Raw genomic sequence first — 24,522 nt, forward strand, 5'->3', positions numbered from 1 at the left:
TCAGGCGGCTGCGCCCAGCCCCAGATGATCGAGCGCCAGTTTGCGGGCCGACACATAGTCGGTCTTGCCCGATCCCAGCAGCGGAATCTGCTTCACCTTGACGATGTCGTTCGGCACCATGAGTTCGGCAGCGCCGTGCGTCTTGCCGAACTTGCGCAACTGTTCCGGGTTCGCTTCGTCCGCCGTGGTAACGAGCACGATGCGTTCGCCGCGCCGCTTGTCGGGAACGGCGACGGCGGCATGATGTTGCTCGGGCCACAGCGACTGCACCAGCATTTCGACGGCGCCGAGCGACACCATTTCGCCGGCGATCTTGGCGAAGCGCTTGGCGCGGCCGCGGATGGTGATGAAACCGTCCTTGTCGATGGCGACGATGTCGCCCGTGTCATGCCATTTCTCGGCCAGGGGCTGCAGTTCGCCGGGCCGGTCCGCGGTCATGTAGCCGATCATCATGTTGGGACCTGAAAGCCAGAGCTGTCCGGCGCCTTCTATGCCTTCGACCGGTTCCAGCCTGGTGCGGATGCCGGGCAGCGGCCGCCCGACCGTGCCGTCCCTGTTGTGGATGGCGGTGTTGACGGAAACCACCGGCGCGGCCTCGGTGAGGCCGAAACCCTCAATGATCTCGGCCTGGAAGCGGTCCCGCCAGACCCGCCGCGTTTCGGGCTTTACGGCTTCCGCGCCGGCCACCACGAAGCGCAGGCTGGAAAAGTCGCCATCCTTGGCCGTGCGTGCGTAGTTGGCAAGGAACGTATCGGTGCCGAACATGATCGTGGGCCCGATCTTCCGCGCGATCTCGGGGATGATCTTGTAGTGCAGCGGCGAGGGATAGAGGAACAACTTGACGCCCGTTACCAGCGGCAGGATGGTGCCGCCGGTCAGGCCGAAGGAGTGGAACATCGGCAGCACGTTCAGCAGCGTGTCCGCCGGCGATATGGTGATGCGTGCTTCCGCCTGCATGGCGTTGGCGACGAGGTTGCGGTGCGACAGCACCACGGCCTTGGGCGTGCCTTCGGAGCCCGACGTGAACAGGATGACAGCAGGCTTCGCGGCGTCCTGCCCGGCCAGCGGCCAGCGCCACAAGACCGCGGCCGCCAGCTTCTCGACGGCTGTCACCGAGGGACGCAGATCCTCCAGCCACAGGAACTTGGCGCCGGCGGCCTCCACCGCCTGGACGATGTCGGCGAGATCGGCCTTCTCGATGAACGCCCGCGACGAAACCACCGTGCGGATAAGCGCCGTCCGTATGGCCGACGTCACGCTGCCGGGACCGGCGGTGTAGTTGATCATCGCGGCCACGCGGCCGGCGGAGCTCAGGCCAAGCAGCGAAACCACCGCGCCGTTGGTGTTCGGCAAAAGCACGCCGACGGCCTCGCCGGGCGCTGTCAGTTTTTCGAACCGCTTGCCGAAGATGCGGGCGCCGATGAAGAGCTTGCGGTAGCTCAGCGACCCGGTCACCACATCCTCGACGATCGGATGCGATGCGCCGACCCGGTCGGAGGCTGCGAGCACTGCCTCGAAGAGGCTTAGCTTCGAACTGGTCGCGGCGAGACGAACCTCAGCCATGCGGTCGAACAGCGCGTTGCTGCGGGTGCTTGCCTGTTCGCCGCCGAGGGCAAGCAGTTCAGGAACCGTCATCGGCTCCAGCACGCTGATCGTAAGCTGCGGAAACCATCGGCTTGGCATCCGGCCGGCAGGGGCAAGCGCACGGGGCAGGGCGTCCGCGCCACCGATGAAGATCGGAACGACCCGCGCTTCCGCCTGCAGGGCGATGCGGGCCACGGCACGGTAGAGACGGAAGGATTTCACATCCGGCTCCACCGCTTCCGGAATGTAGACGGCAAGCCGGCCCTTGCCCCTCAGCGTGCGCACCAGCCGGCGGCTGACGAAGACGTGCTCGGCATTGAAGGCTATGGTCCGCGCCAGTTCGCGCCACGGCTCCAGCATCATGGAGCGGGCGGAACGCTCGTCGAGTATGTGCAGCGTATCCTCGGGCAGCAGCGACAGCATCAGCGCCGGGTCGAGCCGGGAACGATGCGTGATGACGTAGATGACCGGCGCGTCGGCCGATCGCGCCACCTTCATGCGGCTGTCTGAAATCCGGTAGGCGAGCTTGAACGGCACGTAGAGCATTGCCTGGGCGAGGCCGAGCCCGAGGCGGAATTTCTCGAACAGACCGATGGCTATCCAGGCGCCGGCGAGACCCGCAAGCAGTGCCAGTGTCAGGATCAATGCGGCTTCCTCCCAGCTGCTCTCGGCTCCCGATGCCGGTCCGCAAGAACCTAGACGATGTTCGGTCAAGGTCAATGCGGACGTCGGTGATGTTTGCCACCCCTCCTGCCACGGGTGGCCGTTGCCGGAAGTTTCCTGGCGGCAAAGAAAAAGCCGACCTTACGGTCGGCTTGGAGGGGGACGGGCTGAGGGGTTTGGGGGGACTTGGGGATAGCCCGTCGCTGCCATAATGCGCCGGCCCCGCGAAGGTTCCGTGACAGACCGAATTTTATCAAATCTTTTTTCGGCCACCCAGCCAGATCGGTTTTACTGGGCCGGCTGTTCAGGTTGGTCCTCGGCGCCGAGATCGTCCACATAGGGCGATGCGCTGGGAACGCACTGAACCTGCCAGCCGGAGGGTGCTGGCTTCTTCTGATATTCCACGATTGCCGAATCGCACTGCTCGCGCGTGTCGAAGGTGCTGGGCAGCACCACCATGCCGCCCTGCGGGCTGGCGACGATCAGATACCAGACCAGTGTGATGGTCGATGACATGGAAAATTCCTCGCATATGAAAGAGGGGAGAATCGGATGAAACTACCAAGCCTTGCCGCTGTACGGAAGCGGCACTGCTGGTGCGATCGCCATGCCACATTCACATTGTCGCGGACCGGTCATGCCGGTTGCTGGTAGGAAACCCAACGATTGTGCTTGGCCTGGAAGATCATGCCGGTCTGCGTCAGCCCGGAGCTTGCCAGCGGCAGGATGCGCTCGGCGACCTCGGTAGGATGCGGCAGCGTTTCCGGGTTTTCCCCGGGCATCGCCTGCGCCCGCATGGCGGTGCGCGTGGCACCGGGGTCGACCGCGTTCACCCGCAGCGGCAGGCTCTCCGTTTCGTGCGCCCAGGAACGCATCAAGGCCTCCACTGCCGCCTTCGAGGCTGCGTAAGGCCCCCAGAAGGCGCGCGCCGAATGAGCGGCGCCGGATGAAATGATGATGGCGCGGCCGGCGTCCGACAGGCGCAGCAGCGGATCGACCGAACGGATCAGCCGCCATGTCGAGGTGACGTTCACGGCCATCACCTTGTCAAATACCTTGGCTTCGACGTGCCCGATGGGCGAGATGGTGCCGAGTACGCCGGCATTGGCGACAAGAATGTCGAGCCGGCCCCAGCGCTCATGGATGGCGCCGCCCAGCCGGTCGACGCCGCCCATGTCCGTGAGGTCGAGCGGCACCAGCGTGGCGTCGCCCTTGCCGGTCCTTGCACGCTCGGCCTTGATCTCGTCGTCCAGTTCCTCGAGCCCGCCGACCGTGCGGGCCACCGCCACCACATGCGCGCCCGCCGCCGCCATCTGCTTGGCGATGAAATAGCCGATGCCGCGTGACGCACCGGTCACGATGGCGATGCGGCCGGTAAGATCGGGAGCAGCGGTCATTGGTTTCTCGTCTCGGGAAGTCACTCCGGGTGGCATGCAGCCCGGAGCCTTGATGAAGTCAATTGAATTACGATCCGCCGGCCGCCAACAGGGACAGGGTGCGGACATTGTCGGCGCCGTCGAAATCGGCAAGCCGGGTGGGATACTGGCCGGTAAAGCAGGCATCGCAGAACTGCGGCTGCTGATCGTCGCGGGTTTCTTCCCCGACGGCGCGATAAAGGCCTTCGATCGACAGGAAACCGAGCGAATCGACCCGGATGAATTCCGCCATCTCCTCGATCGACATGCGCGAGGCGAGCAGCTTCGATTTTTCCGGAGTATCGACGCCGTAGAAGCACGAGGCGCGCGTCGGCGGCGAGGCGATGCGCATGTGCACTTCCCTGGCGCCGGCGTCGCGCACCATCTGCACGATCTTCTGGCTGGTGGTGCCGCGCACGATGCTGTCGTCCACCAGCACGACGCGCTTGCCTTCGATCATCCGGCGGTTGGCGTTGTGCTTCAGCTTGACGCCCATGTGGCGGATCGAATCGCCGGGCTGGATGAAGGTGCGGCCGACATAGTGGTTGCGGATGATGCCAAGCTCGAAAGGAATGCCGGCTTCCTGCGAAAAGCCGATTGCCGCCGGGGTGCCGGAATCGGGCACGGGCACGACAATGTCGGCGTCGCAGGGGCTCTCGCGGGAAAGTTCAGCGCCGATGCGCTTGCGCACGTCATAGACATTGCGTCCTTCGACCGAAGAATCGGGCCGGGCGAAATAGACATATTCGAAAATGCAGAATCGGGTTTTCTGGGGCTCGAAAGGAAAATAGCTTTCGATGCCCTTGGCCGTGACGACGACCATTTCGCCGGGCTTCACGTCGCGCACGAAGCGCGCGCCGATGATGTCGAGCGCGCAGGTCTCGGATGCGAGGATCCAGGCGCCGTCGAGATCGCCCAGCACCAATGGCCGGATGCCGAGCGGATCGCGGCAGCCGATCATTTTCTTCGACGACAGCGCCACCAGCGAGAACGCACCTTCCACCTGGCGCACGGCGTCGATGAAACGCGCGTTGAGGTCGCGTTCCTTGCTGGTGGCGACGAGGTGAAGAAGCGTTTCCGTGTCCGAAGTGGACGAGAAGATCGCGCCCTGCTTCTGCAGGGTGCGCTGCACCGTCATGGCGTTGGTGAGATTGCCGTTGTGGGCGACGGCAAAGCCGCCATCCGCCAGTTCGGCGAAGAAGGGCTGGATGTTGCGCAAGCCTGCGCCGCCGGTGGTGGCGTAGCGTGTATGGCCGATGGAGCGTGTGCCCGGCAGGCGGTCCAGCACCGCCTGCTTGGTAAAGGTATCGCCGATCAGCCCGACATGCCGCTCGACATGGAACTGGGTCCCGTCATAGGAGACGATACCCGCCGCCTCCTGGCCGCGATGCTGCAGCGCGTGCAGCCCGAGTGTGACGATAGCCGCCGCGTCCTGGCGTCCGAAGATGCCGAACACACCGCACTCGTCATGGAAATGGTCGTCTGCTTCCGCGGAAAGCACGTCGCCTGCGTCTGCCATGGCCTGAAGCCTCTCGTCCGCTAAAAAGGCCATATAAGGCGAGAGCTTGCCGAAAGCAACGCGCGACGACGGTCAGTTCACATGATCGTCAGTTATTTGCCGGCGGCGTTTCGGCCGGGGCTGTGCCTGCCGGGGGCTGTCCGGCCGGCGCGGTTCCCGGATCGGGGGCCGTACCTTCGTCAGCAGCCGGCGGCGTGGTGTCTGTCCCGGTCGCGGGCTGTTCCGGATTGAGCCTGTTCAGGATAGCGTTTTCCGGGTCTTCCGGCAGGATGCTTTCCAGCCAGGTGCCGACCGATTCGAGCAACGGCTTGGACTTGGCGTTCGCCACCCAGCCAGGAGCCCGTTCGCCGGCAAGCCAGTTGAAGAACAGCAGGCCGACAGCCACGACCAGAATGCCGCGCGCGGCGCCGTAGAGGAAGCCCAGCGTCCGGTCGAGCGCGCCGACGCGGCTGTCGATGATCCAGTCGGCAATCTTCATGGTGATGACGGTGACGACGATCAGCGCGATGACGAAGACGATCGCGGCCGCCGCCGCCATGGCGAGCTTTTCGTTGTCGATATAGGGCTGCACGAACGGCAGCACCGGCTTGTAGAAGAAGAAGGCCGCCACCGCCGCCGCCGCCCACGAGGCGATGGAAAGCACTTCGCGGGAGAAGCCGCGCACCATGGCCAGCATTGCCGACACCAGGGTGAAGCCGACCAGAATTCCGTCAAGCAGCGTAATCGGCATGTCCCCACTCCATGATGAGCCGAATCAATTTTCCTCAACGGCGCGGCTGCGGCGGGAGCCGGCAATGCGCGCCACGAGATCGGACAGCTCGGTGGGTTGAAAAGCGCCGGCCCCGATACCCCCGGCATTTTCCTCGCCGCCTTTTGGATTGCCCAAAGGCAGGACCGCGCTTCCGAAACCAAGTTTTTCGGCCTCCTTGAGACGCTGCTGCGCATGCGCAACCGGCCTCACGGCGCCCGACAGGCTGATTTCGCCGAAATAGACGCAATCGGCGGGAAGGGCAAGTCCGGTAAGCGAGGAAACAAGGGCAGCCGCCACCGCCAGGTCGGCAGCCGGCTCGGTAATCCGATAACCACCCGCGACATTGAGATAGACGTCGTGCTGGCCAAATCGAACGCCGCAATGCGATTCGAGAACGGCGAGGATCATCGACAGGCGTGCCCCATCCCAGCCGACGACCGCGCGGCGCGGCGTGCCGAGCGAGGAGGGCGCGACCAGGGCCTGGATTTCCACCAGCACCGGCCGCGTGCCTTCCATGCCGGCGAACACGGCGGCGCCGGGCGCCTTGGCGTGGCGTTCGCCGAGGAAGAGCTCGGAGGGATTCGCCACCTCGCGCAGGCCCTTGTCCGACATCTCGAAGACGCCGATCTCGTCGGTCGGGCCAAAGCGGTTCTTGACCGTGCGCAGGATACGGTAGTGGTGTCCGCCTTCGCCCTCGAAATAGAGCACGGCATCGACCATATGCTCGACCACGCGCGGCCCCGCGATCTGGCCTTCCTTGGTCACATGGCCCACGAGCACGATCGCAGCACCCGTCGATTTGGCGTAGCGGATCATCGCCTGCGCGGCGGCGCGCACCTGCGTGACCGTACCGGGCGCCGAATCGGCCATGTCCGTCCATAGCGTCTGGATCGAATCGAGGATGACGAGGTCCGGGCGCCGACCGTCGGCGATCGTCGCCAGTATGTCCTCGACATTGGTTTCGGCAGCCAGTTCGACTGGAGATGCGGCAGCGCCAAGTCTCTGCGCCCGCAGCCGGATCTGCGCCACGGCTTCCTCGCCGGAAACATAGACGACACGGTGGCCCTTCATCGCCAGGGCGGCGGCCGCTTGTGTCAGAAGCGTCGACTTGCCGATGCCGGGATCGCCGCCGACGAGCAGCGCCGACCCGCGCACGAAGCCGCCGCCCGTCGCCCGGTCGAGTTCGCCGATGCCCGACACAATGCGCGGCGCATCCTCGATGTCGCCGGAAAGCGTGGTGAGCGCCACGGCGCGACCTTTGCGGGCATTGCGCGTCGAGGCCGGCCCCGAGCCGATGCCGCCCGCCGTTCCTTCCTCGACAAGCGTGTTCCACTCGCCGCACGCATCGCATTTGCCGGCCCAGCGCTGGTGAACGGCGCCGCAACTCTGGCAGATGAACTGGACACGGGACTTGGCCAAGCGCCTACTCGAACCTCTCCGGCAGATGCTGGTCTTCCGCCAGATCGGAGAACCGGGTGAACTCGCCCTGGAAGGCGAGGCTGACGGTCCCGGTTGGCCCGTGGCGCTGCTTGGCGACGATGACCTCGGCTTTGCCGCGCATCTCGTTCATCTCGGTTTCCCACTTGATGTATTCGTCAGTGCCGGGCTTGGGCTCCCTGTTCTTGAGGTAATATTCCTCGCGGAACACAAACAGCACCACGTCGGCGTCCTGCTCGATGGAGCCCGATTCGCGCAAGTCCGAAAGCTGGGGGCGCTTGTCGTCGCGGCTTTCGACCTGGCGTGACAGCTGCGACAGCGCGATGATCGGCACGCTGAGTTCCTTGGCCAGCGCTTTCAAGCCGGTGGTGATCTCGGTGATCTCCTGCACGCGGTTCTGGCTGGAAGCCTTGGAGGACCCCGTCATGAGCTGGATATAGTCGATGACGATGACGTCGAGGCCGCGCTGGCGCTTCAGCCGCCGCGCCCGCGCCGCAAGCTGCGCGATGGAGATGCCGCCGGTCTGGTCGATGAACAGCGGCAGCTTCTGCATGGTCTGCGAGCAGGCGACCAGCTTCTCGAAATCCATCTCGGAGATTTCGCCTCGGCGGATTTTCGAGGAGGGGATTTCCGTCTGCTCGGAAATGATACGGGTGGCGAGCTGCTCGGACGACATTTCGAGCGAGAAGAAGCCGACGACGCCGCCATTGGCCGCCTTGAAGGACCCGTCCGCCTGCTGCGCCGGCACGTAGGATTCGGCGATGTTGAAGGCGATGTTGGTGGCAAGCGACGTCTTGCCCATGCCCGGGCGTCCGGCAAGCACGACAAGATCGGATGACTGCAGGCCGCCCATGCGGCGGTCGAGGTCGCGCAGGCCGGTGGCGACGCCGGACAGATGGCCGTCACGCATATAGGCGGCGTTGGCCATATCGACCGCGGTCTTGACCGCATCGGTGAAACTTTCGAAGCCGCCGTCGTAGCGGCCCGTCTCGGCCAGCTCGAACAGCCGCCGCTCGGCATCCTCGATCTGCTCCGACGGCGACATGTCGACCGGCGCATCGTAGGCGATGTTGACCATGTCCTCGCCGACGGTGATCAGCGCCCTGCGCGTCGCCAGATCGTAGATGGCGCGGCCGTAATCGGCGGCGTTGATGATGGTGACGGCTTCCGCCGCAAGCCGCGCCAGATACTGCGAAACCGTCATCTCGCCGACCTTGTCGTCAGCCGGCAGAAAAGTCTTGATCGTCACCGGATTGGCCATCTTGCCCATGCGGATCAGTTCGGCCGAAACCTCGAAGATCTTGCGATGCAGCGGCTCGTAGAAATGCGAGGATTTGAGGAAGTCCGACACCCGGTAGAAGGCGTCGTTGTTGACCAGCATCGCACCCAGCAGCGCCTGCTCGGCCTCAATGTTGTTTGGGGCTTCGCGATAGAGCGGTGTTTCCGCCGTAGCGAATTTGCGTGCTGCTTCTGCCATTTCGTCCCCGTCGATAATCCCGACCCTGCCGTATCAGACTCGGTCAATCATGGGTGAAGATTCGGTGGGCTTTACCGCTGTTCACAGGCCAAAAATTCCCGTGGAAAGAATCCCAATTGACTCCATCCTCCCGTCGGTATCCCGAATCTCTCAAAAGAGAACAAAGCAGGAATATGGATTTAAAGTCAATTGTCAGGCAGGGTATCACCCCAGTCCGCCCGCCGCGCCGCCTTGAATATCTCGCCATCGCGCTTGGTGAAAAGCCGTTCCGCGGCGCTGCCGTTCGGCTGGCACAGTTTTAGCGCGACCTTGCCGGAACCCGCCCTCGGCGGCGCAAGCACACGCGGGCTGCGCTGCGTCAAAGGCAAGCACGAGGATGCCACGTAGATGAATTTCTCATCCTCCCATGGCACTTCGGCATCCTTGGCCAGCCGGTGCAGCCGCGAGCGCGCGACCCGGCGCGCGAAGTGGCACCAGTCCGGCGCGATGAGCGGACAGGGCGCTTCATGCGGGCAGGGCGCTGCCACTTGTGCGCCGGCGGCGAGCAGTTGCGCCCGTGCGTCGAGAATGCGCCGCCAGCCGGCCGGGGTGCCCGGCTCGACGATCAGCAGCACGCCAGTTGTCAGACGCCACAGCCTGTCGATCAGCCTGGCCAGCGAGGCGGGGGCAACCTCGTCCAGAACATAGGCAGCGGTGACGAGATCGGCAGGTTTCAGGTCGCCCAAATCGATCGTGGCGTCGCCCGCCCGCCAATCGGTATCGACGCCGGTTGCGGCGGCCAGCCGCTCACCGACTGCGCGCGCCGGACTACTCGCCTCCAGCATGGTTGCGTGTCGGAGCGCCGGCCAGCAATCCTTCGTGGCCCAAAGGACTGTACCAGGACCAGCGCCGATATCGAGAAGACTGGCAGGCGAGAAACCGGGGAGGGAAGCCGCCGTTTCTTCCAGGCTGGTGCGGACGGCCGCGTAGGTGGCGGGCAGGCGCGTCGCCAGATAGGCCTTCACGGCGATATCGCCGCCCATATGCAGCCGCCCGTCGCGCACTTCGGCCCGGTAGCGGTCGGATAGGGTCTTTCCCGCGGCCTTCAGGCTGGCAATCGGCACGTCCGCCAGGAGGGCGTCGACCTGGGCGCGCAGGGCGGCGGGCAGTTCCATGTCCTAGGCGCCGCGCGGAGCAAACAGGATGATCGACGCGCCGGCTACGCAGACCAGCGCGCCGACGAAATCCCAGCGGTCGGGACGGATGCCTTCGGCCAGCCACAGCCAGCCGAGCGAGGCGGCAATGTAGATCCCGCCATAAGCAGCGTAGGCCCGCCCCGCTGCATCGGCTGGCGTCAGCGCCAGCAGCCACGCGAACAGAATGAGCGAAAGAATGCCGGGCGCGAGCCACAGCGGCGATTTCTCCAGCCGCCACCAAGCCCAGAAGGAGAAGCAGCCGGCGATTTCGGCAATCGCCGCGGCGATATAGAGAAGATAGGTCATCACGCGTCCCGCCGGATCATCGGGCTCTTTTGATCCGCCCGGAGGGTTATAGCAAGACGACAACACCTGGGATCGACACGGGCAGATCAGACAGTGTGCAGCCGGAAAGGAAAGCCTGGGGTCCTGACCTAGTCCTTTCCGGTAACTCTCCTGCGCCGGGTCGTTCTGGCCGCGGGCCTGGCGATCGTTTTTTCCACGGCCTTGGCGACGGGTTCGTTCTTGCTGTGGCCCATCTCATGCATTTCCAGCGCCTTTTCGCACTTGCCGATATAATCGCGCGTCATCGGCAGCACATCGTTCTGGCGGGTCAGCTGGAGCTGGAAGACGACAAGGTCCTGCCAGCGGAACGAGGCTTCCGAGCCTGAGAGATAGAACTCCCACATGCGGCAGAAACGCTCGTCGTAGATTTCCTTGATCTTGTCGCGGTTGGCGAGGAACCGTTCCCGCCAGGCTTTCAGCGTATCGGCATAATGCAAGCGCAATACCTCGACATCGGCAATCATCAGTCCCGAGCGCTCCACATGCGGCATGATTTCCGACAGCGCCGGAATATAGCCGCCCGGGAAAATATGCTTGCGAATGAAAGCGTTGGTGGTCGTTGGCGGGGTAACGCGACCGATCGTGTGCAGCACCATCACGCCGTCCGGCTTCAGCAGCGTCGCGCATTTATCGAAGAAGGTTCGATAGTGGTTGACGCCGACATGCTCGAACATGCCGACCGAAACGATGCGGTCGAAGCGTTCGGAAAGGTTGCGGTAATCCTGCAGCTCGAAATGCACATGGCGGTCGAGACCTTCGGCATGCGCCCGGTCGGTCGAAACCTGGTGCTGCTCGGTCGAAAGCGTCACGCCGAGCACATCGGCCTCGAAGGTTCGGGCGATGTAGAGGCCGAGCCCGCCCCAGCCGGAACCGATGTCCAGCACGGTCTGGCCGGGCTTTATCTTGAGCTTGGACGCGATATGCCGCTTTTTGGCGAGCTGCGCCTCCTCCAGCGTCATGTCCGGACGCTCGAAATAGGCGCAGGAATACTGCATGTCCTCGTCCAGGAAGAGCTTGTAGAGCTCGCCTGACAGGTCGTAGTGATGCGCGACGTTCTTGCGCGAACGGCGGGCATTGTTGAACTGCTGGAACGGCCGGGCGGTCAGCCGCACCGAATTGACCAGCTTGCCCCATGTCGAATCGGTCCAGGTCAGGCCGATATTGCGGTAGACCAGTTCCAGAAAGCCCAGCACGTCGCCTTCGACGAAGTCGAGTTCCTGTTCCATGAACATTTCAGGGATGGCGAGCGACGGATGAACGGTGATTGCCCGTTCGGCGTGCCGGGTGTGGATCACCATGTGGACGCGCGGACCGCTGCCGTCGCCAAAAGTGCTTGTCCGTCCGTTCGGACCGGTGATCGCGAAATTGCCTGTATGAATGACCCGCTCGACAATGCGTTGCAGAAACAAATTCATGGCGATGCCCTCGAAAGCACAGAATATTGCCTAATCTTGCTAAAAAGAGAGGGGCTTGAAAAGTTCCCTGTGGCACAAAAAACCCGGGCGCGAGGCCCGGGTTCTTGGTCCAGTGAAGGACGGCAGTCGGCAGTCGGCAGATGCCTGATGCCGGTTGCTGTTATTGCCCTTCTTCTTCGCCGCCTTCGAATTCGGCGTTCGGATCGAAGAAATTGTCGGGGCGGGCGTTGTCGTTGATGTCGTCGCCGTAGATTGCCTCGGCGGTGGTGAGCGTCTCGCCCTGGGCCTGACGCTCGGCCTCTTCGGTGGAACGCGCGATGTTCAGCGTCACCGTGACCTCGACTTCCGGATGCAGCGCGATCGCCACATTGGTGAGACCGATGGTCTTGATCGGATGGTTCAGCTCAACCTGGTTGCGGCCGACAGTGAAGCCTTCCGCGGTCAGGATGTCGGCGATGTCACGGGTGGAAACCGAACCGTAGAGCTGGCCGGTTTCGCCGGCTGAGCGGACGACCATGAAGCTCTTGCCATCAAGGTTGTCGGCGATGCTCTGTGCTTCCGACTTGCGCTCGAGGTTGCGGGCTTCGAGCTGCGAGCGCTGGCCTTCGAACTTCTTCTTGTTGGCTTCGTTGGCGCGCAGCGCCTTGCCCTGCGGCAGCAGGAAATTGCGGGCGAATCCGTCCTTGACCTTGACGGTCTCGCCCATCTGGCCGAGCCGGGAAACGCGTTCGAGAAGAATGACTTCCATTGTTTCGTCCTTTCAGAACCGCAAGCGGTTGAATCAGATTGTCAGGACAGGAAGCAAAGCGGCGGTATCGCCGGGGTCGCTGTCCTGCCATGGGCAGTTAGGAGCCATTGCCGGCTCCAACTCGGTTTTGGGTGTCACCCGACCGCGCCGATCGCGGAAGGGAAGAAGCGGGCGGCAAAACCGCCCGCTCTAATCTTGTCAGCGAACCACGTAGGGCAGCAGGCCGAGGAAACGGGCGCGCTTGATCGCCTGGGCGAGCTCGCGCTGCTTCTTCTGGCTGACGGCGGTGATGCGCGAGGGCACGATCTTGCCGCGCTCGGAAATGTAGCGCTGCAGAAGACGCACATCCTTGTAGTCGATCCGCGGCGCATTGGCGCCGGAGAACGGGCAGGTCTTGCGGCGGCGATGGAACGGACGCCGGGTCGGGATCTGATTGATGTCGACCATTATTCTGTACCCCCTTCAAAGCTGCGCGGCGCGCGCGGACCACGGTCGCCACCGCCATCGCGGTCGCCGAACGAGCGGGCCGGCCGGTCGCCGCGATCGCCGCGATCACGGTCGCCGAACGAGCGCGGGCCGCGGTCACGGTCGCCGAAGCCGCCGCGATCGGAGCGCTCTTCGCGCTTCTGCATCATGGCCGAAACGCCTTCCTCATGCTTGTCGACCTTGATGGTCAGGAAGCGCAGGACGTCTTCCGACAGACCCATCTGGCGCTCCATCTCGTTGAGGGCGGCCGGCGGGCAGGTGAGGTCCATAAGCGTATAGTAGGCCTTCCGGTTCTTCTTGACCCGGTAGGTGAGGGACTTCAGTCCCCAGTTCTCGACCCGGCCAACCGAGCCGCCGCCAGCGGAGATGACACCCTTGAAACGTTCAACGAGCTCATCGACCTGCTGCTGCGACAGATCCTGCCGGGCAAGGAACACATGTTCGTAAAGAGCCATAGTTCTTTTGCCTTTCTTCGTTTCTCTCCCGGTCCCGGCGGCTAAAGCCTCTGCAACTTCTCTGATCCTTCGAAGGCCTGAGGCCATCTCCGGAGAAGAAAGGAGCACTGACGAGACGGTCGAGAGCGGAGACACGGGAGGCGGAAGCCCTATGGCTCCACAACGAAAGCTTTGTTTTCAGGGAAAACGACCTTCGGCCCTCCGTACAGCCCCCAGCTAGGACCGGCAGATTGCGGGTGCGTATACAGCAATGCCCGTCGAATGCAAGTCCGGCCCGACGCGGTTTGCGGTCTTTTGCAGCGTTAGAGTCCCTTGTTTCGGAACGCCAGACGCCAGAAGGCCACCAGCATATAGGCTGCGAAGAACAGGGCGAGGGACCAGCCGAAGCCGGAGGGGCCGAAAATATCCATGCCGATGCCGATGGCCTGCGGGCCGAGCACCATGCCCACGCCATAGCAGAGAACGAAGGCGGCGTTGGCGGATGCCAGCTCATGGCCGGAAAGCTGCGAGCCGAGATGCGCCAGCCCGACCGTGTAAAGCGCCGCGACCACGCCGCCCCACACGAACAGCAGCCCCGCCATCAAGTGCCAGTTCTGCGCGAACATCGGCATGACGATCGTGCCGACAAGGCCAACGGTGGCGCAAACGAGCAGGATGTAGCGGCGGTCGCTGACCCGGTCGCTGATCATGCCGATGGGTATCTGCAGCAGAACATTGCCGAGGCCGATCATGGTCAGGAGCAGCGCGGCATCCGATTCGGAGTAGCCGATGCGGCCGCCATAGACCGGAAACAGCGCGAAGCCGCCGGTTTCCACCGCGCCGAACACCAGGACGGCCGCCGTGGCGGTTGGAACCAGCCAGATATAGCGCAGGAAGCCGCTCGTTTCCTCGCCTTCCGGCCGGATGGGCGGGCTTTCCTTGCGCGCGGCAAAGACTGGTATGGCGGCAATCATCACCAGGCCGACAGCGACCCCGAAGGGCAGGAAGCCGGTGCTGCCAAGATGCGCGAACAGCCATGGCCCGGCCGCGAAGCCGAGCGACAGAACGGTCGCATAGATGCCGAGCACCAGGCCGCGCCTGTGCGGTGGCGCCGAGGTGCTGATCCAGAATTCCGACAGGATGAACAGGACCGTGAGCGCGATATGCAGCACGACGCGAAGCGGAAACCACATCCAGAAGGCGGGCGCGAAATGAAAGCCGACGAAGGCCAGCGCACCGGCCGCGATCATCAAGAGCATCGCATGGGCGACCCCCAGCCTTGATGCCAGAGGTGTCGCCAGCGGTGCGCCGGCGATGGAAGCGAGACCCGCCACGGCGGTATTGAGGCCGATCATCGAAGCCGAATGGCCCCGCGATTCCAGGATGACGCTGAGTAAGGGCATGCCGAGCCCGATAGCGATGCCGACGACGCTGATCGAGGAGATGGCTGCGATCATCGGCAGCCAGTGCACGCGCTCCTCGTCTTGCGTCTGGGTTTCGACCGTCATGCAATGCCTGGCTGGTTGAGGGATCTACAGAAGAACACGGGTGAACTGGTTCCGCAGCAGCCGATAGAAGGGGACTTCGCCGCCGGGAGCGAGCAGTGGGTCGTAGGAGAGACGCTTTTCAAGTTCTTCCAGGATCGTGCGCGTGATCCCGGGGACGTCCGCCTGCTTGGCATCAGTCAGCGGGAGCCAGACCAGTTCTTCCAACTCGTTGGTGGGACCGCCGCCGGGCAATTCCACGGCCACGTCGCTGCGCCAGGCCGCCAGAAAACGGGTATCGAAGCGGCGCACCCGTCCGGGCGGGGTGATGGCGCGTGCGATGTAGCGCACGCAGTCGAGCGACGGCTGGACGCCATACTGGACAAAGCCTTGCCAGTCGCGTTTGCCAGTGGCGAAAGGCCCTTTCCGCCCGATCAGCAGACCTGCTTCCTCATAGGTCTCCCGGATCGCCGAAAGCGCGATGGCGCGGGCCCGCGCGGCGCTGGTGCGTCCGGCCCCTGCTGTCAATTTTCGTTCTTCTTCCGGATGGAGACCGGTGGTGACCGGGATACGGCTGTCGGCAGGGTCGGTGCGTCCGCCGGGAAAGACAAATTTGCCCGGCATGAAGGCGTGGCTCGAATGCCGGCGGCCCATCAGGACGAAATGATTGTCGCCCTTGCGTTCCAGCAGGATTAGGGTCGCCGCATCACGCGTCCGCTTCGGGCCGCTTCCCAGCGCGATATCCTTGCTCTCGGCCTTGTCGATTTCAGCCTTGGTCATCCCATGCATACGTTCGACCTAGCCGAAAGTTCTGTCTTGCGAAAGAGAGAATGGAAATCCCCCGGGCTCGAACAGCTTACAATTCAGGATGGCTTTCCACCTGCTCGGTTTCGCCGCCGAAGCCATGCATGTAGTACGTCCATTGCAGTCCGATGACAGCGCCCTTGACCGGTTGCAGCAGCGCCAGCGACATGACGATGGTGAGCGGCGCCCACACAGCCATATGCAGCCACATCGACCAGTTTGAGGTCGCCTCGACGCCCATGAAGGCGCCCAACACGACGTGGCCGACGATCACCACCACCAGATAGGCGGGCAGGTCGTCGGCGCGGTGATGGTGGATTTCCTCGCCGCAGACTGCGCATTTTTCCACGGTCTTCACGTAGGCGCGAAACAGCTTGCCTTCGCCGCAATGTGGGCAGCGGCCGAGAAATCCGCGCTTCATCGCCGTCCACAGCGCCCGTGCCGGACGGCCGGAATGGTGCTCGCCACCGAAAACCTGTGTCTCCATCATCGTCTCCTGCCGCGTGAGCGCGGCTGCGAGGCGCGGGCCCGGCCCTTCGCCTTGTGGAACGAACGCTTCGATCCGGGCAGAGGCTTCGGGTCGCTCAGCATCTCGAAGCGCATCGCGCCAGCCATTGGCGCCACTTCGACCAGGCGAACCTCGACATGATCCGCGAGCTGATAACCCTTGCCGCTGCGTTCTCCGAAAAGCGACCGCGCCGCTTCGTCATAGATATAGTAGTCATCTCCGAGCGTTGACACCGGTATGAAGCCGTCGGCGCCGTACTGCGGCAATTTGACAAACAGGCCGGCCTTGGTGACCCCGGAAATCCGGGCGTCGAAACGCTCATCGATGCGTTCGGCCAAATAGGCTGCGATCAGCCGGTCGATGGTATCGCGCTCGGCCGCCATGGCCCTTCGTTCCGAAGCCGAGATCAGCACCGCGGTTTCTTCCAGTCGTGCTTCCTCGTCGCGCGTCAGCCCTCCCGGCCCAAGCCCCAGCGCGGCGACCAGCGCCCGATGCACGATCAGGTCGGCATAACGGCGGATCGGCGAGGTGAAATGCGCGTAGCGGAGAAGGTTCAGGCCGAAATGGCCGATATTCGCTGGCGAATACTCGGCCTGGCTCTGCGAACGCAGCACGACCTCGTTGACCAGCTGCTCATTGTCGGCGCCGCGCACCCGCTCCAGTATGCCGTTGAACTGCGACGGACGCATCTGCGCCCCGCGCGCCAGCGACAGGGACAGCGTCTGCAGGAATTCGCGCAGCGATTCCTGCTTGGCCAGCGAAGGCGCATCATGGATGCGGTAGACCAGCGCCTGCTTTTTGTTTTCCAGTGTCTCCGCGGCGGCGACATTGGCTTGGATCATGAACTCTTCGATCAGCTTGTGCGCGTCGAGTCGTTCCGGCACGATGACGCGGTCGACCGTGCCATCCTCCTTGAGCAGGATCTTCCGCTCCGGCAGGTCGAGCTCCAGCGGCTGGCGCGCATCGCGGCCGCGCTTGAGGATGGCGTACGCATCCCAGAGAGGCCGGAGAACCGTGTCGAGGATCGGTCCGGTCTTGTCGTCGGGCGCGCCTTCAATCGCCGCCTGCGCCTGCGGATAGGCCAGCCGGGCGGCGGACTTCATCATCACCCGGTGGAATGTGTGGCGCAGCTTGCGGCCCTCCGCAGAGAACGTCATGCGCACGGCCATGGCCGGCCGGTCCTCACCCTCGCGCAGCGAGCAGAGGTTGTTCGAGATGCGCTCCGGCAGCATCGGCACGACGCGATCGGGGAAATAGACCGAATTGCCGCGCTTGAGCGCTTCGCGGTCCAGCGCGGAGTTTGGCCGCACATAGGCGGAAACATCGGCGATCGCGACGGTGACAATGACACCGCCGCGGTTCTTCTCGTCCGCGTCGGGCAGGGCGAAGACGGCGTCGTCATGGTCCTTGGCGTCGGCGGGATCAATGGTGACGAGCGGCAGCTCGCGCCAGTCCTCGCGGCCGTCCAGTGTGACGGGTTTCAGCGCTTCCGACTCGGCCAGCACCTCGGGCGGAAAGATGTGAGGGATGTCGTGCGCATGAATGGCGATCATGGAGACCGCCTTCTCGCTGGTCAGCGATCCCAGAACCGACAGGACCCTGGCGCGTGGCAGGCCATATTTGCCGGCGCGTGCCGGCTCGACCTCGACGAGGTCGCCGTTTTTCGCGCCGTTCTGGAATTCCTTGTCGACGATCAGTTCGGGCTGTCGCCGCTCGACCGGCTCGATGCGAAAGCTGCCGTCCTGAAGCACGCGGAAAACACCGAGAACCGCCTCGTCGCGCTTCTCGAATATTTTCATGATCCGGGCGGTATAGGCGGGGCCGTCCGGATCATCAGTGGGAAAGGTCTTCGCCAGCACGCGGGCGCCGATGCCGGGGGCGGGACCGCTGCGCGAAACGCGGATCGCCACGATCGGTGGATTGTCGCCCTTGTATTCTGCCGGCCGTGCCAGCAGTCCGCCGTCCGGATCGCGGCCGAAAACGTCCAGCACAGTGACATGGGGCAGGGCGCCGGCGCGGACATGCCGTTTACGGCTTTTCTCCAGCAGGCCTTCGTCAGCAAGGTCGCGCAACAGGTCCTTGAGCCAGATGCGGTCGTCGCCGCGCAGGGAAAACGCCTTGGCGATGTCGCGCTTGCCGGACCTGTCGGGGTTCTCGGCAATGTAGCGGAGGATTTCGTCACGCGACGGGCGGTAAGTGTCCTGAGCGCCGCGGCGGGTATCGGCGGCGCGCGGATCGCGGTTGCTTTTTCCGGAAATCCTGCGCGCCAAGGACCTAGCCCTTTTTCTTTGCAGCGGCCTTCTTGGCCGCAGGCTTCTTCGCGGCTGGCTTCTTGGCAGCGGAGGCTTTGCGAGCCGGCTTCTTGCCGCCACCCTTGGCTTCCCGCTCGGCAATGAGGGCTATGGCCTCATCGAGCGACACCGACTGTGGTTCCTTGCCCTTGGGCAGCGTGGCGTTGACCTTGCCCCAGTTGACATAGGGGCCGTATTTGCCATCCCGCACGGTAATCTTGCCGCCGCCATCCGGATGCTCGCCGAGATCCTTCAGGGCCGCCGGCGTTCCGCCATTGCGTCCACCCCGACCCTTGGCCTGCTTCTCGGCGATCACCGAGACGGCGCGATTGAGGCCGATCGAGAACACGTCCTCGATGGATTCCAGATTGGCGTAGGTGCCATCATGCAGCACGAACGGCCCATAGCGCCCGAGTCCGGCGGAGATCATCTTGGCCGACTCCGGGTGTTTGCCGACATCGCGGGGCAGGGCCAGCAGAGCCAGCGCTTTCTCGTGGTCTATGCTGGCCGGCGTCCACCCCTTCGGCAGGCTCGACCTCTTGGCTTCCTTGCCATCGCCACGCTGGACGTAGGGACCGAACCGGCCGGAGCGCAGGGTGATCTCCTCGCTCGTGTACGGGTCCTTGCCCAGAACCTTCGTGCCGTCCTCGGCGCCGGCGTTTTCACCATTGCCGTTGGCATCGCCGCCGAGCTGGCGTGTGTAGCCGCATTCGGGATAGTTCGAGCAGCCGACGAACGCGCCATACTTTCCGAGTTTCAGCGACAAATTGCCGGTGCCGCATTTGGGGCAGATGCGCGGGTCCGAACCGTCTTCCCGTGTCGGGAATACCAGTGGCGCCAGTTCTTCGTTCAGCGCGTCGAGCACATCGGTAACGCGCAGTTCCTTGATGTCGTCGACCGAAGCCGAAAAATCCTTCCAGAAGTCGCGCAGCACATCCTTCCAGGCGAGCTTGCCGTCGGAAATCTCGTCCAGCTTTTCTTCCAGCGAGGCGGTGAAGTCGTACTCGACATATTTTTCGAAGAAGCTCTCGAGGAAGGCGATCACAAGCCGGCCCTTGGCCTCGGGCACCAGCCGGCGTTTGTCGATCACGACATATTCGCGGTCTTCCAGCGTCTTCAGTGTCGCCGCATAGGTCGAAGGCCGGCCGATGCCGAGCTCTTCCAGTTTCTTGATGAGCGAGGCCTCGGAATAGCGCGGCGGCGGCTCGGTCGTATGCTGCGTGGCGTTGATCGCTTCGCGCGCCAGCGTTTCGCCCGAACGGATTTCCGGCAGGCGGCGGTTCTCCTCGTCTTCGCTATCGTCCTCGCGCTGGTCGGTGTAGGCGGCGATGAAGCCGTCGAACCGCGTCACGGAGCCAACCGCCCTCAGCGCGGCCGAACGCCCGCCATTGACGGCTTCGATCTCGACGGTGGTGCGCTCGATCTCAGCCGCGTTCATCTGGCTGGCGATGGCGCGCTTCCAGACCAGCTCGTAGAGCCGCGCCTGGTCGGCATCCAGATATTGCCTGACCGATGCCGGGGTGCGGAAGAAGTCCGTTGGGCGGATCGCCTCGTGCGCTTCCTGTGCGTTCTTGGCCTTGGCGGTATAATAGCGGGGCTTTTCCGGCAAATAATTTGGGCCGAATTCCTTCTTGATCGCGTCACGGGCCGCCGAAATGGCCTCGGGCGCCATCTGCACGCCGTCGGTACGCATGTAGGTGATGAGGCCGGCAGTCTCGCCGCCGATATCGAGGCCTTCATACAGTCTCTGCGCCACCTGCATGGTGCGGCTGGCCGAGAAGCCCATTCGCGAGGATGCGGCCTGCTGCAGGGTGGAGGTGGTGAAGGGAGGGCCGGGATTGCGTTTGGTCGGCTTGGCCTCGACCGAAAGCGCGCGGAAACTTGCGCCTTCCAGCATCGCCTTGATGTCGTCGGCCTGCGCCTTGTTCTTGATGTCGAGCTTCTGCAGCTTCTTGCCTTCATAGGCAGTCAGCCGGGCCTCGAAATTGTCCTTGCGCGGCGTGTCGAGAATGGCGGCGATGTTCCAGTATTCCTCGCGGATGAAGCGTTCGATCTCCGCTTCCCGATCGCAGACCAGCCGCAGCGCCACCGATTGAACGCGCCCGGCGGACCGGGCACCCGGCAGCTTGCGCCAAAGCACCGGTGAAAGAGTGAAGCCGACCAGGTAGTCGAGGGCCCGGCGCGCCAGATAGGCATCGACCAGCGGCGCGTCGATTTCGCGCGGATTGGCCATCGCGTCCAGCACCGACTGCTTGGTGATGGCGTTGAAGACAACGCGGCTGACCGGTTTGTCCTTGAGCACGCGCTTCTGCTTCAAAACCTCGAGCACGTGCCAGGAAATGGCTTCACCCTCGCGGTCCGGATCGGTGGCGAGAATGAGCCCGTCGGCGTCCTTCACCGCTTTGGCGATGTCGGCCAGGCGCTTGCTCGACGCAGTGTCGACCGCCCAGGACATGGAGAAATCGTCGTCCGGCCGCACCGAGCCGTCCTTGGCCGGCAGATCTCTTACATGGCCGAAGGAAGCCAGAACCTTATAGTTCCGACCGAGATATTTGTTGATTGTCTTCGCTTTTGCCGGCGATTCGACGACGACGACTTCCATGATTGCTCGTATCTGGCTGGTGATTCGCAGAAGAACTTGCGCTGCCCGCAACGAAATCACGTTCAAGTGGTCCGTCAAATGGCCGTGCTTTTCGATCCGGTCAAGAGGCAGGCCCAAATCTGTCAGCGTCCAGCCATGCAACCATAGGGTGTATATGTAAAAAACTTGCAATTTAAGATATAGTAGCTATTGTCATCGAGCTACCCAAACAATGCAGGTCGATTCGAGGAAATATCGGCAAGGTCCGGCAGCGCTGACGCGTTCCGGAAAGGCGGGAAAGTGTTCAGATGAGGCAGGTCTATACAAAAAAACGGACGGAAACCCTCGACTATATGCAGTCCATGCTTGGCCAGCTTCGCACCATGGCGGAAGCCGAACGCTGCGATATGCTCGCCTACCTGATCGAGATGGCTTACGTCGAAGCCAGCGACATTATCCGTGGCGAACGACCGACCCGTATCCGGGAGAATTCTTCGCCGGGGAGCGAGATCAAGGCCGTACGACGCAACAGTTGACCGGCGGCTGGATGCGTCGCCGGCCGCCGGCACAGGGTCAATGCTTGTTATTTTTGGCCTGGCCGTATTATTCCGGCTTGGCGATATGCCAGACGCCGTTGACACCGTCTCCGGTCACGTCGCCTGCCTTCTTGTCCTTGATGAATGTGTAGAGCGGCTTGCCGTCATAAGCCCACATCCTGGTGCCGTCCTTGCGCTCGACGACGGTCCATCCGCCTTCCGCCTTGGCGTCGGCTTCAGCCTTGAGCGGTGGCCAGTTGGTGGCGCATTTGTCGTAGCAGTTCGACACGCCATCCTTGTCGTTGTCGAATGTATAAAGTGTCATGCCGCTGGCATCGGTATAGATTTTTGCTCCGTTCACCTCGGCTTCTTTCCAGGCGTCGGCAGCAAACGAAGCCGTGGTGCCGAGCATCAGTCCGGCGATGGCGAAAACGATCGATTTCATGGAAACTCTCCCTTTCGAATGAAAAGCGGCTGGCAACGCGCCGCTTCTATGCATTAACGACGGGGTGAACGGATTTCTTCCCGGACACTGCCTCTTCGCAATGCCCTTGTATGAGGTCGCCACGAAATGGTGATTGGAGAACGCCCCATGCCGCGGCTATATCGACGCCGCATGATGACGGGGGCATTCTGAGGCATGGCATTGGACGTCGGTTACATCAGCGCCATCGGGGCCGGGGCGCTTTCGTTCCTGTCGCCCTGTGTGCTGCCGCTTGTCCCGCCCTATCTGTGCTACATGGCTGGCGTTTCCGTGGATGACTTCCGCGGCGACGCCGGGATTGCCGCCAAATCCGGCGCGCGCCGGGCGCTGCTTTATTCTTCGCTCGCTTTCGTGCTCGGCTTCTCCACCGTCTTCGTGGCGCTGGGCGCCGGTGCTTCCACGATCGGACGTCTGCTGCGCATGTGGCAAGAACCGCTGGCGATGGCCGCCGGCGTGCTCATCATCCTCATGGGCCTGAATTTCCTCGGCATCCTGCGTATCCCGCTTCTGTCGCGGGAGGCGCGGTTCCAGGCCGAGGGCAAGCCGGCCAGCACGGTCGCCGCTTATGTCATGGGCCTTGCCTTCGCCTTTGGATGGACACCCTGTATCGGACCGGTGCTGGGGCCGATCCTGACCCTTGCCGGCGGCCGCGAAACCGTGGGCGAGGGGGCGCTGCTGTTGGCCGCCTACTCACTTGGCCTTGGCATTCCGTTCCTGATCGCCGCTCTCTTCTCCGGAGCGTTCATGCGCTTCCTCGGAAAATTCCGCGTCCATCTTGGCCGCGTCGAAAAGGCGATCGGCGCGCTGCTCGTGGTCGCCGGCGTTTTTTTCCTTACCGGTGGCGTGCAGACCGTCTCCTACTGGCTGCTCGAGACCTTTCCGGTGCTGGGCCGGCTGGGCTAGTTCCGCCAGGCGCGACTGTCAGCCACACTTTGCGCGCATCGGAATGGAAACATTGGAGCCGTTGCGAAGCAATGCTAGAACGCGGCCGTTCTTGAAGTCCGCGATTCCTCATTTGTTGTGGTGTCTGTTTCCATGAGCCAACGCACCTGCCTTTCCATCATCCTCGCCGCCGGTGAAGGCACGCGCATGAAGAGCGCGCTGCCGAAAGTGCTTCACAAACTGGCAGGGTTGCCCCTTGTCGGTCATGTCGTGAAGGCCACCGAAACCGCGGGCGCCGGCGATCTGGCGCTGGTGGTCGGCCATGGCGCGGAAGAGATGCGCAAGGCAGCGGAAAAATTCGCGCCCGGCGCGAATATCTTCATGCAGGAAAAGCGCCTCGGCACCGCCAACGCCGTGCTTGCTGCCCGCGATGCCATTTCCCAAGGCTATGACGACGTTCTGGTTATCTTCGGCGACACGCCGCTGATCGATCCCGCCGCGTTGACAGTGGCAAGGTTAAAGCTCGCCGAAGGCGCCGCAGTCGTGGTCATCGGCTTCCGCACCGACAATCCTGCCGGCTATGGCCGCCTCATCGAAAAGGACGGCAAGCTTCTGGCCATCCGCGAGGACAAGGATTGCAGCGACGAGGAGAAGAAGATCACCTTCTGTAACAGCGGCATGATGGCCGTCGCCGGCCGGGAGGCGCTGGCCTTGCTGGATGCTGTCGGCAACAAGAACGCCAAGGGCGAATACTACCTGACCGATATCGTCGAGATCGCCGGCGGGCAGGGCATGTCGGTCGTGGCGACCGAAACCTCCTTCGAAAGTGCGCTCGGTATTAACAACCGGGCGGAACTCGCCGAAGCGGAAGCGATATGGCAGGCGCGCCGGCGCCGCCAGGCGATGCTGGACGGCGTTACCCTGATCGCGCCGGAGACCGTGTATTTCTCGCACGATACGCAGATCGGCGCCGATACGCTGGTCGAACCGAATGTCTGGTTTGGACCCGGCGTCACGATAGCGGAAGGAGCAAAAATCCATGCCTTCAGCCATCTGGAGGGTGCGACCGTTGCCCGCGGCTGCGACATCGGACCTTTCGCCCGGCTGCGCCCGGGCGCCGATTTATCGACCAAAGCCAAGGTCGGGAATTTCTGTGAAGTCAAGAACGCGAAAATCGAGGAAGGCGCCAAGGTCAACCATCTCACCTATATCGGCGACGCCCGCATCGGCGCGGGGGCCAACATCGGCGCCGGCACCATCACCTGCAACTATGACGGCTATTCGAAATTCGTCACCGACATTGGCAAGGGCGCGTTCATCGGCTCCAATTCCTCGCTGGTCGCACCGGTTTCTATCGGTGACGGCGGCTATGTCGCCTCCGGTAGCGTCATCACCGAGAACGTCCCCGACGATGCGCTGGCCTTCGGCCGTGCGCGGCAGAAGACGTTGCCGGGAAAGGCGAGGGAATTGCGCGAGCGCCGCGCCGCTGCGGCGAAGAAATAA

At 63.4% G+C, this 24,522-nt stretch carries 22 protein-coding genes; 3 read left to right on the plus strand and 19 right to left on the minus strand.

Annotated elements, in window-relative coordinates; genetic code table 11:
* The 18 genes from J2X35_RS02470 to topA form a co-directional block, all read right to left on the minus strand.
* Positions 1 to 2,229: an AMP-binding protein gene (locus J2X35_RS02470; protein WP_310180733.1), complete on the minus strand. Its 2,229-nt coding sequence runs from the start codon at positions 2,227 to 2,229 to the stop codon at positions 1 to 3.
* 306 nt (positions 2,230 to 2,535) lie between these two features.
* Positions 2,536 to 2,763, minus strand: coding sequence for a hypothetical protein (locus tag J2X35_RS02475; RefSeq protein ID WP_056108290.1), 228 nt, complete (start codon positions 2,761 to 2,763; stop codon positions 2,536 to 2,538).
* A 119-nt stretch (positions 2,764 to 2,882) separates the two neighbouring features.
* Positions 2,883 to 3,644, minus strand: a complete 762-nt coding sequence (locus J2X35_RS02480; protein ID WP_310180736.1) for an SDR family NAD(P)-dependent oxidoreductase — start codon at positions 3,642 to 3,644, stop codon at positions 2,883 to 2,885.
* Positions 3,645 to 3,711: 67 nt separating this feature from the next.
* Positions 3,712 to 5,181 (minus strand): amidophosphoribosyltransferase, encoded by a 1,470-nt coding sequence (purF, locus tag J2X35_RS02485; RefSeq protein ID WP_056115271.1) that lies wholly within the window; start codon positions 5,179 to 5,181, stop codon positions 3,712 to 3,714.
* Positions 5,182 to 5,269: 88 nt separating this feature from the next.
* Positions 5,270 to 5,911, minus strand: coding sequence for a CvpA family protein (locus tag J2X35_RS02490; protein ID WP_310180738.1), 642 nt, complete (start codon positions 5,909 to 5,911; stop codon positions 5,270 to 5,272).
* Between the two features lie 24 nt (positions 5,912 to 5,935).
* Entirely contained in the window at positions 5,936 to 7,351 is a 1,416-nt protein-coding gene (gene radA / locus J2X35_RS02495) for a DNA repair protein RadA (protein WP_056108298.1), read from the minus strand.
* 4 nt (positions 7,352 to 7,355) lie between these two features.
* Positions 7,356 to 8,846 carry a replicative DNA helicase gene (locus J2X35_RS02500; RefSeq protein WP_056108300.1) on the minus strand — a complete coding sequence of 497 codons (1,491 nt, stop codon included), beginning with the start codon at positions 8,844 to 8,846 and terminating at the stop codon, positions 7,356 to 7,358.
* Between the two features lie 185 nt (positions 8,847 to 9,031).
* A complete protein-coding gene (locus tag J2X35_RS02505) occupies positions 9,032 to 10,000 on the minus strand; it encodes a small ribosomal subunit Rsm22 family protein (RefSeq protein WP_310180742.1) in 969 nt (322 codons plus the stop codon).
* Between the two features lie 3 nt (positions 10,001 to 10,003).
* Positions 10,004 to 10,327, minus strand: coding sequence for a YnfA family protein (locus tag J2X35_RS02510; protein WP_056115274.1), 324 nt, complete (start codon positions 10,325 to 10,327; stop codon positions 10,004 to 10,006).
* Positions 10,328 to 10,455: 128 nt separating this feature from the next.
* Positions 10,456 to 11,781: a cyclopropane-fatty-acyl-phospholipid synthase family protein gene (locus tag J2X35_RS02515; protein WP_310180745.1), complete on the minus strand. Its 1,326-nt coding sequence runs from the start codon at positions 11,779 to 11,781 to the stop codon at positions 10,456 to 10,458.
* 160 nt (positions 11,782 to 11,941) lie between these two features.
* Positions 11,942 to 12,529 (minus strand): 50S ribosomal protein L9, encoded by a 588-nt coding sequence (gene rplI / locus J2X35_RS02520; protein WP_056108309.1) that lies wholly within the window; start codon positions 12,527 to 12,529, stop codon positions 11,942 to 11,944.
* Positions 12,530 to 12,727: 198 nt separating this feature from the next.
* The gene (gene rpsR / locus J2X35_RS02525) at positions 12,728 to 12,976 is read right to left on the minus strand and encodes a 30S ribosomal protein S18 (protein ID WP_056108312.1); all 249 of its coding nucleotides are present in this window, start codon (positions 12,974 to 12,976) and stop codon (positions 12,728 to 12,730) included.
* A complete protein-coding gene (rpsF, locus tag J2X35_RS02530) occupies positions 12,976 to 13,470 on the minus strand; it encodes a 30S ribosomal protein S6 (protein WP_310180749.1) in 495 nt (164 codons plus the stop codon). The genes rpsR and rpsF overlap by 1 nt, the downstream gene beginning before the upstream one ends.
* A gap of 302 nt (positions 13,471 to 13,772) precedes the next feature.
* Positions 13,773 to 14,957: an MFS transporter gene (locus tag J2X35_RS02535; RefSeq protein ID WP_310180750.1), complete on the minus strand. Its 1,185-nt coding sequence runs from the start codon at positions 14,955 to 14,957 to the stop codon at positions 13,773 to 13,775.
* A gap of 24 nt (positions 14,958 to 14,981) precedes the next feature.
* Positions 14,982 to 15,722: an NUDIX hydrolase gene (locus tag J2X35_RS02540; RefSeq protein ID WP_310180751.1), complete on the minus strand. Its 741-nt coding sequence runs from the start codon at positions 15,720 to 15,722 to the stop codon at positions 14,982 to 14,984.
* A 67-nt stretch (positions 15,723 to 15,789) separates the two neighbouring features.
* Positions 15,790 to 16,224: a DUF983 domain-containing protein gene (locus J2X35_RS02545; RefSeq protein WP_310180752.1), complete on the minus strand. Its 435-nt coding sequence runs from the start codon at positions 16,222 to 16,224 to the stop codon at positions 15,790 to 15,792.
* Complete coding sequence (gene rnr, locus J2X35_RS02550; protein ID WP_310180753.1) at positions 16,224 to 18,515, minus strand: ribonuclease R; 2,292 nt, start codon at positions 18,513 to 18,515, stop codon at positions 16,224 to 16,226. Before rnr ends, J2X35_RS02545 begins: the two co-directional genes overlap by 1 nt.
* Before the next feature lie 4 nt (positions 18,516 to 18,519).
* Positions 18,520 to 21,138 (minus strand): type I DNA topoisomerase, encoded by a 2,619-nt coding sequence (topA, locus tag J2X35_RS02555; protein ID WP_310180755.1) that lies wholly within the window; start codon positions 21,136 to 21,138, stop codon positions 18,520 to 18,522.
* Positions 21,139 to 21,425: 287 nt separating this feature from the next.
* Here topA and J2X35_RS02560 point away from each other — a divergent pair, with 287 nt between their 5' ends.
* Positions 21,426 to 21,653, plus strand: coding sequence for a hypothetical protein (locus J2X35_RS02560; RefSeq protein ID WP_056108333.1), 228 nt, complete (start codon positions 21,426 to 21,428; stop codon positions 21,651 to 21,653).
* Between the two features lie 67 nt (positions 21,654 to 21,720).
* Here the strand turns inward: J2X35_RS02560 and J2X35_RS02565 are convergent, their stop codons facing one another.
* Positions 21,721 to 22,098 (minus strand): hypothetical protein, encoded by a 378-nt coding sequence (locus J2X35_RS02565; RefSeq protein ID WP_310180757.1) that lies wholly within the window; start codon positions 22,096 to 22,098, stop codon positions 21,721 to 21,723.
* A gap of 195 nt (positions 22,099 to 22,293) precedes the next feature.
* On the opposite strand from J2X35_RS02565, the gene J2X35_RS02570 reads away from it, so the two are divergent.
* The gene (locus J2X35_RS02570) at positions 22,294 to 23,040 is read left to right on the plus strand and encodes a cytochrome c biogenesis CcdA family protein (RefSeq protein ID WP_310180758.1); all 747 of its coding nucleotides are present in this window, start codon (positions 22,294 to 22,296) and stop codon (positions 23,038 to 23,040) included.
* 132 nt (positions 23,041 to 23,172) lie between these two features.
* The gene (glmU, locus tag J2X35_RS02575) at positions 23,173 to 24,522 is read left to right on the plus strand and encodes a bifunctional UDP-N-acetylglucosamine diphosphorylase/glucosamine-1-phosphate N-acetyltransferase GlmU (protein WP_310180759.1); all 1,350 of its coding nucleotides are present in this window, start codon (positions 23,173 to 23,175) and stop codon (positions 24,520 to 24,522) included.

It is taken from the genome of Mesorhizobium sp. BE184, assembly GCF_031457045.1.
Classification (GTDB): domain Bacteria; phylum Pseudomonadota; class Alphaproteobacteria; order Rhizobiales; family Rhizobiaceae; genus Mesorhizobium.